We start from the raw sequence: 16492 nt of genomic DNA on the forward strand, positions 1-16492 counted from the left end.
GATCAGAGCGTGTGCGAGCGGTCGCCGCGCGCGAACGCATCGAGCGTGCCGTCGATGCCGCGCGAGAACGCGATCACCTTGAACAGCTCGCCCATCTCGGCCTCCGAGATCAGCTTCTGCACCGCGTTCGCGGCCGGCAGGAAGCTGTGGATATCGGACGGATCGAGCGCGCCCAGCGCGTCGGTGATGCCCGCGTTCAGCAGAAAGCGCGCCTGCGACGTGTAGCCGAGCAGATCCGCGCCGGTGCCGACGCCCGCGTCGTAGATGCCGGTGAATTCGACGTGCGCGGTGATGTCCTGCAGGCCCGGGTAAAGGAACGGGTCGTCGTGCGCGTGATGCCGGTAGTGGCACATGAGCGTGCCGCGATCGCGCTGCGGGTGGTAGTACTCGTGCGCGGGAAAGCCGTAGTCGACGAGCAGCACCGCGCCGCGCCCGAGCATCGTGCACACGGTGCGCGTGAACGCCAGCGCGGCTTCGTGCGTCTCGGTCAGGTAACCGTCGTCGACGTCGAGCATCGCGAGCACCGGCGGCACGCCGGCCGGCCCGGCGGGCCGGTCGTCGAACACGAACGCGTGCCGCGCGTCGAGCGCGACGCCGCGCTCGAGCCACGCACCGCCCGCCTTCGTGAACAGCCGCACCGGCATCGCGTCGAGCACCTCGTTGCCGATCACGACGCCGTCGAAACGCACGGGCAGCGCGTCGAGCCAGCGCACCTTGTCCGCCAGCGCCGGCGCAGCGGCCGCGATCGTGTCGCGCTGCCGCTCGCGCAGTTCGCCCGAAAGATCGACGATCCGGTATTCGTCGAGTTCGACGCCGAGTGCGTCGAGCGCCGCGAGCAGGCCGGCCGCGAGCTTGCCGGTGCCCGCGCCGAATTCCATCACGCTGCGCGTGCCGCTCGCCGCGAGCGCCTGCGCGACGGCATTCGCGAGCGTCTGCGCGAACAGCGGCGACAGCTCGGGGGCCGTCACGAAGTCGCTGCCGTCGTCGGCGCGGCGCCCGAACTTGCGCGCGCCGCCGCTGTAATAGCCGAGGCCGGGCGCGTATAGCGCGCGCTCCATGAAGCGGTCGAACGGCAGCCAGCCGCCTGCCGCCGCGATCTCGTCGCGCAATTGCGCGGCAAGGGTTTCGGACTGCGCGAGCGCGTCAGGGCCGGGAGCAGGTAAACTAGCGGGTTCGTGAGCTTTCGGGTTCATCCCGGCATTGTAAATGACCGTTTCAGCCGATTCGCCGGACACGTCTCCCCCGCGCGTCGCGCTCGTCGCAGGTGCACTGGACAGCGCGGCCGATGCCGCGCCGATCGGTCGGGCACTCGCGACGGCGTTCGCGCGGCGCGGCTGGGACGTCGCACTGCAGTGCAGCCCCGGCACGCCGCGTGCGGCCGCCGATGCTGTCGTCGCCGACGTCGCCGCGCTGGGCCGCCGCGCGGCCGTGCTCGACGCCGATCTGGCCCTGGAAGCCGATGCGGCCGCGCTCGTCGGAGCATGCCGCGCGGCGCTGGGCCGGCCCGCGTGCGCCGTGTTCGTGAGCGCGTGCGCCGGCGCCGACGACGCGCACACGGTCGACGGCGCGTCGCTCGCGGCCGCACTCGCGCGCAACGTGACGGCGCCGCTCGCGCTGGCCCGCGCGCTCGCCGACGCGACCCCCGACGCCGCGCGCGACGACGAAACGCTGCGTGCGTGCGCGATCCACGTACTGGATCAGGCCCTGTTTCATCCTGCACCAGCGCAGCTGTCGCACGCGCTGATGCAGGCCGCGCTGAACCGCGCGACATCCGCGCTGGCGCTGGCGCTCGCACCGAAGGTGCGCGTCGCGGCGCTCGTGCGCGGCCACGCGCCGCACGCGGACGACATCGCGGCGGCGGCCTGCTATCTCGCGAGCGCGCCCGGCGTGACGGGCGCGACGCTGACCGTCGACGGCGGCGAGCACCTCGTGCCGCCTGCCGCCGGCCCGAATGAATGAACCGCGCGGGCGCGCGGCCTGATCACCGCCGCCCGCACCGCTTTGCGTGCGCGCACGCCAATTTGACTGGGACGACCATGTTTTCCGCTCTCCTGCACCCCCGCCTCGCGGATTGCCGCAGGCTCTACCTGCGCGACTACGAGGTGCACATCAACATCGGTGCCTTCGAACACGAGAAGCGCGGCGAGCAGCGCGTCGTCATCAACATCGACCTGTTCGTACCGCTCGCGCTGTCCACCCCCGTCGACGACCGGCTGCATGAAGTCGTCGATTACGACCTGATGAAACAGAGCGTCGCGCAGAGCCTGGCGCGCGGCCACATCCATCTGCAGGAAACGCTGTGCGATTCGATCGCCGCGCACCTGCTGGCGCACGACACCGTGCGCGCGGTACGCGTCTGTACCGAGAAACCGGACGCCTATCCGGACTGCGACGCCGTCGGCGTCGAAGTCTTTCGCATCAAGGACGAGGAGCGCCAATGAACGCCCCCCACATGAATGACACGGCGGCCGATGGCGTCGCCATCGAAGCCACCGTCGCCGACACCGGCCGCCGCGCGCTGACGCGCCGCGAGCAGAAGGAAGCGTACGAGAACAACAAGCTGTTCAAGCGGATCGTGCGCCAGGTCGGCCAGGCGATCGGCGACTACAACATGATCGAGCAGGGCGACAAGGTGATGGTGTGCCTGTCGGGCGGCAAGGACAGCTACGCGATGCTCGACGTGCTGCTGCGCCTGCGCGAGCGCGCGCCGATCGACTTCGACATCGTCGCGGTCAACCTCGACCAGAAGCAGCCGGGCTTCCCCGAGCACGTGCTGCCCGAGTACCTGACGCAGGTCGGCGTGCCGTTCCACATCGAGAACCAGGACACCTACAGCATCGTCAAGCGGCTCGTGCCGGAAGGCAAGACGACCTGCTCGCTGTGCTCGCGGCTGCGCCGCGGGATCCTGTATCGCGTGGCGGGCGAGCTCGGCGCGACCAAGATCGCGCTCGGCCACCACCGCGACGACATCCTGCAGACGCTGCTGCTCAACATGTTCTACGGCGGCAAGCTGAAGGGGATGCCGCCGAAGCTGCAGTCGGACGACGGCAAGAACGTCGTGATCCGGCCGCTCGCGTACGTGAAGGAAACCGATCTCGAGAAATACGCGGAGCTGCGCGAATTCCCGATCATCCCGTGCAACCTGTGCGGCAGCCAGCCGAACCTGAAGCGCGCGGAAATGAAGGCGCTGATCCGCGAATGGGACAAGCGCTTCCCGGGCCGCGTCGACAACATGTTCAGCGCGCTGTCGAACGTCGTGCCGTCGCACCTGATGGATACGACCCAGTTCCCGTTCGCGTCGCTGCGCGCGACAGGCCAGGCCGATCCGCTGGGCGACATCGCGTTCGACGAGGAGCCGTGCGGATCGGGCGACGACGCGGGCGCGCCCGGCGCCGCGAAGCCCGGCGCGGCCCGACCGATCTCGATCGTCCAGTTCGACGATCTGTAAGCAGGGCCCGAACGCCGGCCGGAACGGGGCGAAGCGAGCCCCTTTTCGGCAGTGTCGCCGCGCCGCGACACGCCCGGAACGCCAGGGGCCGCATGCTAAAATGGACGGCTTCAAACTCCTCAGACAAGCTGGCGCCATGAATATCGTGATTTTGGCGGCAGGCACCGGCAAGCGCATGCGTTCCGCGCTGCCGAAAGTGCTTCACCCCCTGGCCGGCAGGCCGCTCCTCTCCCACGTCATCGACACCGCGCGCACGCTGCAGCCGTCCCGGCTCGTCGTCGTCGTCGGTCATGGCGCCGAGCAGGTCCAGGCCGCGGTCGCCGCGCCCGACGTCCAGTTCGCGGTGCAGGCCGAACAGCTCGGCACCGGCCACGCGGTGCGCCAGGCGTTGCCGCTCCTCGATCCCGCCCAACCGACACTCGTGCTGTACGGCGACGTGCCGCTCACGCGTGCCTCCACGCTGCGGCGTCTCGTCGACGCCGCGCGCGAGGGCCGCTACGGGATTCTGACCGTCACGCTCGACGATCCGACCGGGTACGGCCGCATCGTGCGCGACGCGTCCGGCTTCGTCACGCGCATCGTCGAGCAGAAGGATGCGTCGCCGGAAGAGCTGCGGATCGCCGAGATCAACACCGGCATCATCGTCACGCCGACGGCCCAGCTGTCGATGTGGCTCGGTGCGCTGAAGAACGAGAACGCGCAGGGCGAGTACTACCTGACGGACGTCGTCGAGCTCGCGATCGAGGCCGGCTTCGAGGTCGTCACGGCGCAGCCCGACGAAGAGTGGGAAACGCTCGGCGTGAACAGCAAGACGCAGCTCGCGGAGCTCGAGCGCATCCATCAGCGCAACGTCGCCGATGCGCTGCTCGTCGACGGCGTCACGCTCGCCGATCCGGCCCGCGTCGACGTGCGCGGCACGCTGCGCTGCGGCCGCGACGTGTCGATCGACGTGAACTGCGTGTTCGAAGGCAACGTGACGCTCGCCGACAACGTGACGATCGGCGCGAACTGCGTGATCCGCAACGCGTCGATCGGCGCGGGCACGCGCATCGACGCGTTCACGCACATCGACGGCGCCGAGCTCGGCGCCAACACCGTGATCGGCCCGTACGCGCGGCTGCGCCCGGGCGCGCAGCTCGCGGACGAAGCGCACGTCGGCAACTTCGTCGAGGTGAAGAACGCGGTGATCGGCCACGGCTCGAAGGCGAATCACCTCACGTACATCGGCGACGCCGACATCGGCGCGCGCGTGAACATCGGCGCGGGCACGATCACCTGCAACTACGACGGCGCGAACAAGTTCCGCACCGTGATCGAGGACGACGTGTTCATCGGCTCCGACACGCAGCTCGTCGCGCCGGTGCGCGTCGGGCGCGGCGTGACGATCGCGGCCGGCACGACGATCTGGAAGGACGTCGCCGAAGGCGTCCTCGCATTGAACGAGAAGACGCAGACCGCGAAGAGCGGCTACGTCCGCCCGGTCAAGAAGAAAAATTAACATCATGCGGGCGCCGCGCGGCGCCCATTTCCACATAGAGGGTAGATTTTCATGTGCGGCATTGTCGGCGCAGTTGCGCAGCGTAATATCGTTCCGGTGCTGATCGAAGGATTGCGGCGCCTCGAATACCGTGGCTACGATTCGTGCGGCGTCGCCGTGCTCGAACCGGGCGCACCGAAGCGCGCGCGCAGCGTCGCGCGCGTCGCCGATCTCGACGAACAGGTGCGCGAGTCGCACTTCGAAGGCATGACGGGCGTCGCGCACACGCGCTGGGCGACCCACGGCGCGCCCGTCACGCACAACGCGCACCCGATCTTCTCGTCGAACGCGCTCGCGCTCGTTCACAACGGCATCATCGAGAACTTCGAGCCGCTGCGCGAAGCGCTGCGTGCGAAGGGCTACGAATTCGTGTCGCAGACCGACACCGAAGTAATCGCGCACCTCGTGCACAGCCTGTACCGCGGCGACCTGTTCGCAGCCGTGCGCGAAGCCGTGCAGCAATTGCACGGCGCGTATGCGATCGCCGTGATCCACAAGGACCAGCCGCACACCGTCGTCGGTGCGCGCCAAGGCTCGCCGCTCGTCGTCGGTCACGGCGACGGCGAGAACTTCCTCGCGTCCGATGCGCTCGCGCTCGCGGGCAGCACCGACCGCTTCACGTTCCTCGAGGAAGGCGACGTGTGCGAGCTGTCGCTCGATGGCGTGACGATCGTCGACCGTCACGGCGCCACCGTGCAGCGCGAGATCCGCGTGGTCAGCGCATACGGCGGCGCGGTCGAGCTTGGGCCCTATCGTCACTTCATGCAGAAGGAAATCTTCGAGCAGCCGCGCGCGATCGGCGACACCGTGCCGCAGACGGAAGCCTTCGACGCGACGCTGTTCGGCGATGCGGCCCCCGCCGCGTTCGCGGACATCGACAGCCTGCTGATCCTCGCGTGCGGCACCAGCTACTACTCGGGCCTCACCGCGAAGTACTGGCTCGAATCGATCGCGAAGATCCCGACCCAGGTCGAGATCGCCAGCGAATACCGCTACCGCGAGTCGGTGCCGAACCCGCGCCAGCTCGTGCTCGTGATTTCGCAATCGGGCGAGACGGCCGACACGCTCGCGGCGCTCAAGCACGCGCAGTCGCTCGGCCACACGCATACGCTCGCGGTGTGCAACGTCGCGACGAGCGCGATGGTGCGCCTGACCGAGATGCAGTTCCTGACGCACGCAGGCACCGAGATCGGCGTCGCGTCGACGAAGGCGTTCACGACGCAGCTCGTCGCGCTGTTCGTGCTGGCCGCGACGCTCGGCAAGCTGCGCGGGCACGTCGATGCCGCGCAGGAAGCGCAATTCCTGAAGGAGCTGCGCCACCTGCCGACCGCGCTGAACAGCGTGCTCGCGCTCGAGCCGCAGATCATCGCGTGGGCGGAGGAATTCGCGCGCAAGGAAAACGCGCTGTTCCTCGGCCGCGGGCTGCACTACCCGATCGCGCTCGAAGGCGCGCTGAAGCTGAAGGAAATCTCGTACATCCACGCCGAGGCCTATCCGGCCGGCGAACTGAAGCACGGGCCGCTCGCGCTCGTCACGGAAGCGATGCCGGTCGTCACGGTCGCGCCGAACGACACGCTGCTCGAGAAGCTGAAGTCGAACATGCAGGAAGTGCGCGCGCGCGGCGGCGAGCTGTACGTATTCGCCGACGCCGACACGCAGATCGTCAACGACGACGGCCTGCACGTGATCCGGATGCCGGAACACTACGGGCAACTGTCGCCGATCCTGCACGTCGTGCCGCTGCAGCTGCTCGCGTATCACACCGCGTGTGCGCGCGGCACCGACGTCGACAAGCCGCGCAACCTCGCGAAATCGGTGACGGTCGAGTAAGGCTGCCTGGCCGGACGGGCCGTCGTCGGGCCGTCCGGACGTCGTATCGGCGTGCAGCCGGCCATTCGGCCAGGTCGAAATATGTACCACGTAGTGGTATATAATCCTGTGCTAACTCGACCGGCTCGACATGTCTGCTTCCGTACGACGCGTCTTCAAGACGAAGTGGTTTCACAAGGCAGCCGGGAAAGCGGGAATCGCCGATGGCGAGCTCTGCCGCGCGGCGCGGGAACTGGCCCGCGGCCAGGGCATCGATCTCGGCGGGAACGTCTGGAAGAAGCGCCTCGACGGGAATCGGCAGCGCGGGATCGTGCTGGGCAAGGTCGGGCACACGTGGGTGTTCGTGTTCCAGTTCGCAAAATGCGACCGCGACAACATCGACGCACGCGAACTGCGCGCCTTCAGAAAGCTCGCCGCGGATGTCGGCCGACACACCGACAGCGACATCGCGACGCTGGTTGCCCTGAAAGAGTGGGTGGAGATTTGCAATGGCTAAGAGTCGATTCAAGAGCGACGCGACGGAGGCGATCCACAGCGCCGCGTCGGGGCTTTATCGCGCCAACCTGATCGACAAGAAGACGATGCGGGAATACGACGATCTCTGCATCGAAGCCGCGCCGCAATTCGATCCGGAAGCGATCGCCCGCATCCGCAAGTCGGTCAACGTCAGCCAGAGCGTGTTCGCGCTCTACCTGAACACCACGACATCGACGATCCGTCAATGGGAACAGGGTGACAAGCGGCCCAGCGGCATCGCTGCGCGCATGCTGCAGATCGTCGAGAAACATGGGCTCGAGGTGTTCTCCTGAGCCGGCTTCCCCGAATGCACATGCACGGCATACACCGGACGCGCGCCGCAACGAATATGACGGAGAGACAATGGTAAAACTGTTTGGATGCGGATTGCTGGCGCTGACCTTCGCGTCGGCCGGCTGGGCCGCCGAGCACTATGTCGAGGTCTGGAACCCGCCCGAGGCGCGGCAGCCTGCGCCCCGTACGCCAGACGCCCGTACGCCGGATGCCCGTACGCCGGATGCCCGTACGCCGGATGCCCGTACGCCAGCCGCCCGCCCCAGCGCCGACGCGCGCACCGGCAAGAGCGCGGAGAAGCACGCGAGCGCCACGCCGAAAGCCGCCGCGAAACCGCACAAGCGCCGCGTCGCGCAGGCCGTGAAGGCCGGCTCGCACCGGCCGGCCGCAGCCGCGACCGAAACGCGGGCCGCCCCGCGCCCTGTCGCGCACCCGGCGCCGGGGCGTCTCACGGTGATGCAGCCAGCCGCACCGGACGCGACGCCTGCGCTCACCTTCTGCGATATCCCGCGTCAATACACGCCGGACGGCAACGTGCTGCAAGTCGGCGCGCACGGCCGCTCCGCGGAGGTGACTCGATAATGGAAGCGCAGACCTACCACGGCTACCAGATCTGGGGCCACGCGATCCTGCAGCAGGACGAGATCATGCAGCCCGAGCGCTTCGCGGCAAGCGGCACGATCACGCAGAACAACCGGCTCGTCGAGGCGTCCGGCGTGCTCGGCGTGTTCGACACCGAAGACGACGCGCGCGATGCGGGACTCGAATGGGCGCGCGCGTGGATCGACAACCACAGCTGACCCACCGCAACCGCGCGCATCCTCGGCCGCCATCGCAGGGGCCGCTCGGGTTGCGGCGCGCACTGCACATGCAACAAGGGGCGTCCATGACGCCCCTTGTGCATTGAAACCCGGAATACTCACGCAGCGGCGTGCGGCGGCCTCATCGCCTGCTGCGGCCGGCCGACAACCCGTGCCAGCACGACGATCGTCACCAGCGTCGCGACGTACGCGGCGATCTGGATGCCCGCCGGACGCGCGGTATAGCCGATCAGCGTATGCAGCGCCTTGCCGACGATGCTCGACTCCTTGAGCAGCCACGACGTGTCCCAGATCGCATCGCCCCATGACGGCACGAGGCCGGCCGCCAGCAGGAAGCCGACGCACTGGCTCGCCATGCCCGCCGCGAGCAGCACGATCAGCCCGTTGGTGACGGAGAACAGCCGCTTCAACGGAATCTGCAGCAGGCCCGCATACATCGCGTAGCCGAGCCCCGCACCGCCGAGCACGCCGAGCAGCCCGCCGGCAATCATCTGCGGCGTCTGCCCCGGATCGCCCGCCGCGATGCCGTACAGGAACAGCACGGCCTCGGAGCCCTCGCGCAGCACCGCGACGCCGACCACGATGGCCAGCCCCGTCAGCGGCCGGCTGCCGGCCGCGACCGCGCGGCCGACCTGGCCCATGTGCAGCGCCATTTCGCGGCCGTGGCGGCTCATCCAGATGCAGTGCCACGCGAGCATCAGCGTCGCGACGAACATCACGCCCGCGTTGAAGACTTCCTGGCCCATGCCGGACGCCCATTGCGAGATCACGTCGGCGAACGCCGCGATCAGCCCGGCGCCGACCACGCCGCCGACCAGCCCGCCGCCCACCCACCAGCCGCGCCGCGGCACGCCCTTGGTGGCGGCCATCACGATCGAGACCACCAGCGCGGCCTCGAGCACTTCACGAAAGACGATCAGGGCAGTAGACAGCATATCGGTATCGGCTTACTTGACGGTCAGGTGCGTCTTCGACTGCGCTTCATGATACTCGTCGTGGAACTCGTAGGTCCCGGCCTTCAGCGGCCCGACCAGGATTTCGACCGACTTGCCGGCCGGCACGACCTTCTCCGCCTTGAAGTCGTCGCTCTCGAATTCCGCGGGCGTCGTGTCGAGGTTCTTCACGACGAACTTCACTTTCTTGCCGGCGGGGATCGTCACGCCATCGGGCGAAAACTTGTGGTCCTTCAACGTCAGGTTGACGACGTCGTCGGCAGCGAATGCGGACGTTGCCGAGGCGCCCAGCAGGGCCAGTGCGAAACCGATAGCGAAACGGGTCATGTGCGTAATGAACGGAAATATCGAAGGGAATCGATAGTAAGATCGATTCGCATTTTCACCGCGAAGTACCCTTACTTGGCTCATGGGGATCGTGCGGCGTCGGCGTTACGCGCGCATTGCCGCGCAAGGCTCCGCCGGATTTCTTCCATAATGCGCAGCCGTCAATCGGGAAAAATTCGGACTGACGCACGCAAGCGGATGGCAATTCATCAGACTTCAGCATTACAAATAGCTAATACGGCACATCGCTGCGGGAGGCGCTTGACCTTCCCAGCATGGCAAGCTTCATCCTGTGCGCATTCTTCAACCATCAACCCGGGAGAACACGATGGAATTCGAAGTCCAGGACATGACCTGCGGCGGCTGCGCCAACGCGATCACGCGCGCGGTGACGGCCGCCGACCCCGCCGCGAAGCTCGACATCGACGTCGCCGCGAAGATCGTCAAGGTCGACTCGGCGCATGGCGCCGAGCGCGTGCAGTCGATCATCGAGGCCGCCGGCTTCCATCCCGCGCTGCGCGCCGCGTAACGCGCGCCGACGGCTGCGGGCGCACCGCCGGACGGCGCCGCGCCCGCGCCCGGCATCGCGTCAGCGCAGCCGGATCAGCGTCGACTTCAGTTCCGTGTACTTCTCGAGCGCATGCAGCGACTTGTCGCGGCCATTGCCCGACTGCTTGTAGCCGCCGAACGGGAAGTTCATGTCGCCGCCCTCGTCGTAGCAGTTCACCCATACCGTGCCCGCCCGCAGCCGGCGCGACACGTCGTGCGCGGTGGTCAGGTTCGACGTCCACACGGCCGCCGCGAGCCCGTACTCGGTATCGTTCGCAATCCGTACCGCTTCATCGACGTCGTCGAACACGATCACCGACAGCACCGGCCCGAAAATCTCCTCGCGCGCGATCTTCGCATCGGCCTTCACCTCGAACACCGTCGGCTCGACGTAGAAGCCGCCCGTCTCCTGCTTCACCCGCGCACCACCCGTGACGAGCCGGCCTTCGCTACGCCCCGCATCGATATAGCCGAGCACGCGCTCGAGCTGGATCCCGTCGACGATCGCGCCCATCGACACCGACGGATCGAGCGGATTGCCGGGCACGTACGCACGCGCGGCCGCGACCAGCTTCTCGATGAACGCATCCTTGATGTCGCGATGCACGAGCAGCCGCGAGCCGGCCGTGCACATCTCGCCCATGTTGTAGAAGATCGCGCCGGCCGCCGTTTGCGCCGCGCGGTCGAGATCCGGGCAATCGGGCAGCACGATGTTCGGCGACTTGCCGCCGAGTTCGAGCCACGCGCGCTTCAGGTTCGACTGCGCCGCGTACTGCATGATCAGCTTGCCGACCGCCGTGGAGCCGGTGAACGCGATGCAGTCGACGTCCCGGTGTAGCGCGAGCAGCTTGCCCGGTTCGCCCGCGCCGGGCACGACGTTGAACACGCCGGCCGGGATGCCGGCCTCGTACGCGAGCTGCGCGACGCGGATCGCGGTCAGCGGCGATTTCTCCGACGGCTTCAGCACGACGCTGTTGCCGGCCGCGAGCGCCGGGCCGAATTTCCACGCGGCCATCAGGATCGGGAAGTTCCACGGCACGACGGCGGCCACCACGCCGACCGGCTCGCGCGTGACGAGACCGACGAGATGATGATCGGCCGGCGCGACCTCGCCGCCGACCTTGTCGATCGCCTCGGCGAACCATTCGACGCAGTACGCGGCGCCCGGCACGTCGACCGTCGTGGTGTCGCCGATCGGCTTGCCCGCGTCGAGCGTTTCGAGCAGCGACAGCTCGTCGAGGTGTTCGCGCATCAGCGCGGCCCAGCGCAGCAGCACGGCCTTGCGTGCGCGCGGGTTGAGCCCGGCCCATACGCCCGCATCGAATGCGCGGCGCGCGGCGGCGACCGCTGCGTTCACCTCGGCTTCGCCGCAATCGGCCACCTTCGCGAGCACGCGACCGTCGATCGGGCTCACGCAGTCGAACGTCTTGCCGCCATGCGCGTCGCGCGACGCGCCGTCGATGAATGCGCGCCCTTCGATCTCGAGCGACGCCGCCTTGTTTTGCCAGTCAGCCAAAGTCAACTTGTTCATTCAGGATGCCTCAATGGTTGTGGCATTCGCGCTGCGGCATGCCGCGCAACGGCAAACCTGCCGGCGGCGAATGCGGGGATGCGCGGTCAGAAGGTCGCCGGCGAATTGGCCGACACGACCTCGCAGAGCCGTTCCGCGCTGGGATTGCGAAAACGGTGTGGCAAACGGCTTTCGAAGTAGTAGCCGTCTCCGGGGTCGAGCAGCCAGGTCGCGCCGTCGACGGTCAGCTCGAGCCGGCCCGATACGACGATGCCGCCCTCGTGTCCCGCATGCACGAGCATCTCGGGGCCGGTATCGGCAAGCGGCTGATAGACCTCGCGCATGATGCACATGTTGCGATCCTTCACGCCCGCGCCGACGAGATGGAATGCGAGCGCATCGTTGCCGAGGTTCGGCATCTCGTCGCGGCGCGACACGATCGAGCGCGATTCAACCAGCTCGAACGTAAAGAATTCCGCAAGACTCATCGGGATGCATTCGAGCAGCTTCTTCAGCGAGCCGACCGACGGGCTCACGCGGCCCTGTTCGATCAGCGAGATCGTGCCGTTGGTCACGCCGGCCCGCTTCGCGAGTTCGCGCTGCGACAGGCCATGCTTGTTGCGCACGAAACGCAGGCGCTCGGCGACTTCGGTGGACATCGATTCGGTTTCGGACACGATAGTAGTGCGGTGAAAAAGTGAAACGACGCATTAGGTAGCCGTTGAATATTCTAATCACTTTATCCCGCGCATCAGAGGGGAAAACCCTGCAAGGTGTTCGAAATAATGAACACCCCGCGCATCATTCCGTTTACGAATATTTTGTTCGAAGTGCTCGGGAAAGCCCTGACATACGAGTCTCAAAAAACATTTGACGCCGTTTTTGGCTCGTATATGCTGGCTCTCAGGTCAGCGTCATTGGCCATTCATCGGCAGCAGAAAACGTTATCGCAACACCAGATTGATGCCGATCAATGTAAATGACGCAGGTCCGGCACCTCGATTATTTTAAACGCCCAGCGCGCCAAAACGATCAGGTGTTCAATACTTTCAACAAACCAGTCGAGTGTAATCGTGAGAGTCCGTGGCCCTCTGGTGAGGTGGGATCGAGGCGATGTGCGAAGTTTGCGCAGCGCTGCTCCCGCTTCCGATGGCAGTTGCGGCTGGCATAGTCCTCGCCTGCTGCACCTGTCGATCTACACCATTCTGTCCCGTCGTTCCGTTCGGCGTCACAACGCTGTTTCCGCACGCGCATTCGTGGCCGTCGATACCGACGAAGTCGCGTCGCTGCTGCCATAGCGCCTCTCCCCTTTTCTCGTCGTTCGTTTCTGTTGCCGGTTCGTCGACGCGCATCGTCTGCGCGGTGACGGAACGCGTTCGCGCATTCGTTGCTGCAGCGCGCGCAATGAGACGAACGACGGCCTGACCGTCGCGCGCAGCGCGGATCGCCACACCGTCCCGTTGCGCCCATTCATCAGCGGCCTTGCGCTTTTCGCCAGGCTGCGGGGTCGTGTCGCGCCTGCGTTTTGCCGTCATCCGCACGATGCACGCGACAGCCCTACGGACAACTGATTGACGTCATGGAAAGGAAACCCCTCGTCGGCATCACCGCCGACTTCACGCAGATCGGCGCACACGCGTCGCATACGGTCGGCGACAAGTACGTCGCCGCGATCGTCGACGGCGCGCATGCGCTCGCCATGGTGTTGCCCGCGCTCGGCGATCGCCAGTCGGTCGACGACATGCTCGATACGGTCGACGGGCTGCTGTTTACCGGCAGCTATTCGAACGTCGAGCCGCACCTGTACGGCGGCGAGCCGAGCGCGCCCGGCACGAAGCACGACCCTGCGCGCGATGCGACCACGCTGCCGCTGCTGCGCGCGGCGATCGCCGCAGGCGTGCCCGTGCTTGCCGTATGCCGCGGCTTCCAGGAGCTGAACGTCGTCTGCGGCGGCACGCTGCATCAGCGCGTGCACGACGTGCCGGGCCTCGCCGATCACCGCGAGGACGACGACGCACCGATGGACACGCAATACGGCCCCGCGCACACGGTGCGGCTGACGCCGGGCGGCATGCTGCACACGCTCGCCGGCGGCCGCGACGACGTGCACGTGAACTCGCTGCACAAGCAGGGCATCGCGCAACTCGGCTCCGGCCTCGCCGTCGAGGCCGTCGCGCCGGACGGCCTGATCGAGGCCGTCAGCGTCGTCGATGCCCCGGCGTTCGCCCTCGCCGTGCAATGGCATCCGGAATGGCGGCATGCACAGGACCCGCTGTCGAGCGCGATCTTCCGCGCGTTCGGCGACGCGTGCCGCGCCCGCCGCAATGCCCGCACGCGCGCCACGGCCGCCGCCGCGCTCGCCTGAGCGCACCGACCCACATAACGAGAACAGACATGCAAGACATCGAAGACTTTCTGAAGCAGCACCGGATCACCGAGATCGAAGCGATCATTCCCGACATGGCCGGCATCGCGCGCGGCAAGATCACGCCGCGCAACAAGTTCACGTCCGGCGAATCGATGCGCCTGCCGCAGGCGGTGATGGTGCAGACCGTCACCGGCGACTATCCGGAAGACGGTTCGCTCACCGGCGTGACCGATCCCGACATGGTCTGCGTGCCCGACACGTCGACGATCCGCCTGATCCCGTGGGCCGTCGATCCGACCGCGCAGGTGATTCACGACTGCGTGCACTTCGACGGCTCGCCGGTCGAGATCTCGCCGCGCTACGTGCTGCGCCGCGTGCTCGACCTGTACAAGGCGAAGGGCTGGAAACCGGTCGTCGCACCGGAGCTCGAGTTCTACCTGGTCGACATGAACAAGGACCCCGATCTGCCGCTGCGTCCGCCGGTCGGCCGCACGGGCCGCCCGGAGACGGGCCGCCAGTCGTATTCGATCGAGGCCGTCAACGAATTCGATCCGCTGTTCGAGGACATCTACGAGTACTGCGAAGCGCAGAACCTCGACATCGACACGCTGATCCACGAAGTCGGCGCCGCGCAGATGGAGATCAACTTCATGCACGGCGACGCGCTGTCGCTGGCCGACCAGGTGTTCCTGTTCAAGCGCACGGTGCGCGAGGCCGCGCTGCGTCACAACATGTACGCGACGTTCATGGCCAAGCCGATGGAAAACGAGCCGGGCTCCGCGATGCACGTGCACCAGAGCATCGTCGACGAGGAAACGGGCCGCAACCTGTTCACGTCGCCGGAAACCGGCGGCGCGACGTCGGTGTTCTACAACTACCTCGCCGGCCTGCAGAAATACACGCCCGCGCTGATGCCGATCTTCGCGCCGTACATCAACTCGTATCGCCGGCTGTCGCGCTTCATGGCCGCGCCGATCAACGTGCAGTGGGGCTACGACAACCGCACGGTCGGCTTCCGCATCCCGCACTCGGGCCCGGCCGCGCGCCGCATCGAGAACCGGATCCCGGGCGTCGACTGCAACCCGTACCTCGCGCTGGCGGCCACGCTCGCGGCCGGCTATCTCGGGATGACGCAGCGCCTGGAGCCGACCGAGCCGCTGGTGAGCGACGGCTACAGCCTGCCGTACCAGTTGCCGCGCAACCTCGAGGAAGGCCTCACGCTGATGGCCGCGTGCGAGCCGCTGGGCGAGATTCTCGGTCACAAGTTCCTGAAGGCGTATTTCGCGCTGAAGGAAACCGAATACGAAGCGTTCTTCCGCGTGATCAGCTCGTGGGAACGCCGCCATCTGCTGCTGCACGTATAAGCGCGCGCACAACGCACTACCGAAATACGGAGGAAACATGACCTACCGCAACGAATCTGCCTGGATCCAGCCGGCCTCGCCGACCGCCGCGGCCGCCGCGCCGCGCGCAACGCAGGCACGCTCGAGCGCCGAATACCGCGCGCTCGACGCCGCGCACCACATCCACCCGTTTTCCGACATGGGCGCGCTGAATCGCGCGGGCAGCCGCGTGATCGTGAAGGCCGACGGCGTCTACCTGTGGGACTCGGACGGCAACAAGGTGATCGACGGGATGGCCGGGCTCTGGTGCGTGAACGTCGGCTACGGCCGCAAGGAGCTCGCGGACGCCGCGTATCGCCAGTTGCAGGAACTGCCGTTCTACAACACGTTCTTCAAGACCACGCACCCGCCGGTGATCGAGCTGTCGGCGATGCTCGCCGAGGTGACACCCGCGGGTTTCAACCACTTCTTCTATTGCAACAGCGGCTCGGAAGGCAACGACACCGTGCTGCGGCTCGTGCATCAGTACTGGCGCGTGCAGGGCAAGCCGCAGAAGAAATACGTGATCTCGCGCAAGAACGGCTATCACGGCTCGACGATCGCCGGCGGCACGCTCGGCGGGATGGGCTACATGCACGAGCAGATGCCGTCGAAGGTCGAGCACATCGTGCACATCGACCAGCCGTATTTCTTCGGCGAAGCGCAGCCGGGCGAGACGCCCGACGCATTCGGCCTCGCACGCGCGCAGCAGCTCGAAGCGAAGATCCTCGAACTCGGCGCGGAGAACGTCGCGGCGTTCATCGGCGAGCCGTTCCAGGGCGCGGGCGGCGTGATCTTCCCGCCGTCGACGTACTGGCCGGAAATCGAGCGGATCTGCCGCAAGTACGACATCCTGCTCGTCGCCGACGAAGTGATCGGCGGGTTCGGCCGCACCGGCGAATGGTTCGCACACCAGCATTTCGGCTTCGAGCCGGACCTGATCACGATGGCCAAGGG

General features: G+C 67.1%; 19 protein-coding genes. 14 read left to right on the top strand and 5 right to left on the bottom strand.

Going from position 1 to position 16492, the window contains the following annotated elements:
- Nucleotides 1-2 precede the first annotated feature (2 nt).
- Entirely contained in the window at nucleotides 3-1193 is a 1191-nt protein-coding gene (locus tag O1Q03_RS27010) for a class I SAM-dependent methyltransferase (RefSeq protein WP_269507093.1), read from the bottom strand.
- Nucleotides 1194-1206: 13 nt separating this feature from the next.
- Between O1Q03_RS27010 and O1Q03_RS27015 the strand changes: the two genes are divergently transcribed.
- The 9 genes from O1Q03_RS27015 (at nucleotide 1207) to O1Q03_RS27055 (ending at nucleotide 8425) form a co-directional block, all read left to right on the top strand.
- Nucleotides 1207-1959 (top strand): SDR family oxidoreductase, encoded by a 753-nt coding sequence (locus O1Q03_RS27015; protein WP_269507094.1) that lies wholly within the window; start codon nucleotides 1207-1209, stop codon nucleotides 1957-1959.
- A gap of 77 nt (nucleotides 1960-2036) precedes the next feature.
- Complete coding sequence (locus tag O1Q03_RS27020) at nucleotides 2037-2441, top strand: dihydroneopterin aldolase (protein WP_269507114.1); 405 nt, start codon at nucleotides 2037-2039, stop codon at nucleotides 2439-2441.
- A complete protein-coding gene (ttcA, locus tag O1Q03_RS27025; RefSeq protein WP_269507095.1) occupies nucleotides 2438-3448 on the top strand; it encodes a tRNA 2-thiocytidine(32) synthetase TtcA in 1011 nt (336 codons plus the stop codon). Before O1Q03_RS27020 ends, ttcA begins: the two co-directional genes overlap by 4 nt.
- Before the next feature lie 136 nt (nucleotides 3449-3584).
- The gene (gene glmU / locus O1Q03_RS27030) at nucleotides 3585-4946 is read left to right on the top strand and encodes a bifunctional UDP-N-acetylglucosamine diphosphorylase/glucosamine-1-phosphate N-acetyltransferase GlmU (protein WP_269507096.1); all 1362 of its coding nucleotides are present in this window, start codon (nucleotides 3585-3587) and stop codon (nucleotides 4944-4946) included.
- A gap of 51 nt (nucleotides 4947-4997) precedes the next feature.
- A complete protein-coding gene (gene glmS / locus O1Q03_RS27035) occupies nucleotides 4998-6815 on the top strand; it encodes a glutamine--fructose-6-phosphate transaminase (isomerizing) (protein WP_269507097.1) in 1818 nt (605 codons plus the stop codon).
- Nucleotides 6816-6945: 130 nt separating this feature from the next.
- Entirely contained in the window at nucleotides 6946-7311 is a 366-nt protein-coding gene (locus O1Q03_RS27040) for a type II toxin-antitoxin system RelE/ParE family toxin (protein ID WP_269507098.1), read from the top strand.
- Complete coding sequence (locus O1Q03_RS27045; protein WP_269507099.1) at nucleotides 7304-7624, top strand: helix-turn-helix domain-containing protein; 321 nt, start codon at nucleotides 7304-7306, stop codon at nucleotides 7622-7624. The genes O1Q03_RS27040 and O1Q03_RS27045 overlap by 8 nt, the downstream gene beginning before the upstream one ends.
- A gap of 70 nt (nucleotides 7625-7694) precedes the next feature.
- Nucleotides 7695-8207: a hypothetical protein gene (locus O1Q03_RS27050; RefSeq protein ID WP_269507100.1), complete on the top strand. Its 513-nt coding sequence runs from the start codon at nucleotides 7695-7697 to the stop codon at nucleotides 8205-8207.
- Nucleotides 8207-8425 (top strand): hypothetical protein, encoded by a 219-nt coding sequence (locus tag O1Q03_RS27055; RefSeq protein WP_006477594.1) that lies wholly within the window; start codon nucleotides 8207-8209, stop codon nucleotides 8423-8425. Before O1Q03_RS27050 ends, O1Q03_RS27055 begins: the two co-directional genes overlap by 1 nt.
- A gap of 119 nt (nucleotides 8426-8544) precedes the next feature.
- On the opposite strand, the gene O1Q03_RS27060 is transcribed toward O1Q03_RS27055, so the two are convergent.
- Both O1Q03_RS27060 and O1Q03_RS27065 read right to left on the bottom strand, forming a co-directional pair.
- Nucleotides 8545-9381: an FTR1 family iron permease gene (locus tag O1Q03_RS27060; RefSeq protein WP_269507101.1), complete on the bottom strand. Its 837-nt coding sequence runs from the start codon at nucleotides 9379-9381 to the stop codon at nucleotides 8545-8547.
- Nucleotides 9382-9393: 12 nt separating this feature from the next.
- The gene (locus O1Q03_RS27065; protein WP_269507102.1) at nucleotides 9394-9726 is read right to left on the bottom strand and encodes a cupredoxin domain-containing protein; all 333 of its coding nucleotides are present in this window, start codon (nucleotides 9724-9726) and stop codon (nucleotides 9394-9396) included.
- Nucleotides 9727-10054: 328 nt separating this feature from the next.
- Between O1Q03_RS27065 and O1Q03_RS27070 the strand changes: the two genes are divergently transcribed.
- Nucleotides 10055-10255, top strand: coding sequence for a heavy-metal-associated domain-containing protein (locus O1Q03_RS27070; protein WP_269507103.1), 201 nt, complete (start codon nucleotides 10055-10057; stop codon nucleotides 10253-10255).
- Nucleotides 10256-10315: 60 nt separating this feature from the next.
- On the opposite strand, the gene O1Q03_RS27075 is transcribed toward O1Q03_RS27070, so the two are convergent.
- Together O1Q03_RS27075 and O1Q03_RS27080 are read right to left on the bottom strand one after the other, a co-directional pair.
- Entirely contained in the window at nucleotides 10316-11806 is a 1491-nt protein-coding gene (locus O1Q03_RS27075; RefSeq protein WP_269507104.1) for an aldehyde dehydrogenase, read from the bottom strand.
- 86 nt (nucleotides 11807-11892) lie between these two features.
- Complete coding sequence (locus O1Q03_RS27080) at nucleotides 11893-12444, bottom strand: cupin domain-containing protein (RefSeq protein ID WP_269507106.1); 552 nt, start codon at nucleotides 12442-12444, stop codon at nucleotides 11893-11895.
- 456 nt (nucleotides 12445-12900) lie between these two features.
- Between O1Q03_RS27080 and O1Q03_RS27085 the strand changes: the two genes are divergently transcribed.
- The 4 genes from O1Q03_RS27085 to O1Q03_RS27100 form a co-directional block, all read left to right on the top strand.
- Nucleotides 12901-13083: a hypothetical protein gene (locus O1Q03_RS27085; protein ID WP_006402789.1), complete on the top strand. Its 183-nt coding sequence runs from the start codon at nucleotides 12901-12903 to the stop codon at nucleotides 13081-13083.
- A gap of 281 nt (nucleotides 13084-13364) precedes the next feature.
- The gene (locus O1Q03_RS27090) at nucleotides 13365-14150 is read left to right on the top strand and encodes a gamma-glutamyl-gamma-aminobutyrate hydrolase family protein (RefSeq protein WP_269507107.1); all 786 of its coding nucleotides are present in this window, start codon (nucleotides 13365-13367) and stop codon (nucleotides 14148-14150) included.
- Nucleotides 14151-14179: 29 nt separating this feature from the next.
- The gene (locus tag O1Q03_RS27095) at nucleotides 14180-15517 is read left to right on the top strand and encodes a glutamine synthetase family protein (protein WP_269507108.1); all 1338 of its coding nucleotides are present in this window, start codon (nucleotides 14180-14182) and stop codon (nucleotides 15515-15517) included.
- Nucleotides 15518-15554: 37 nt separating this feature from the next.
- Nucleotides 15555-16492: aminotransferase (locus tag O1Q03_RS27100; protein WP_269507109.1), on the top strand; the 938-nt coding region annotated here is incomplete at its 3' end.

Origin of the sequence: Burkholderia sp. IMCC1007 (assembly GCF_027257875.1) — a bacterium.
Lineage (GTDB): Bacteria > Pseudomonadota > Gammaproteobacteria > Burkholderiales > Burkholderiaceae > Burkholderia.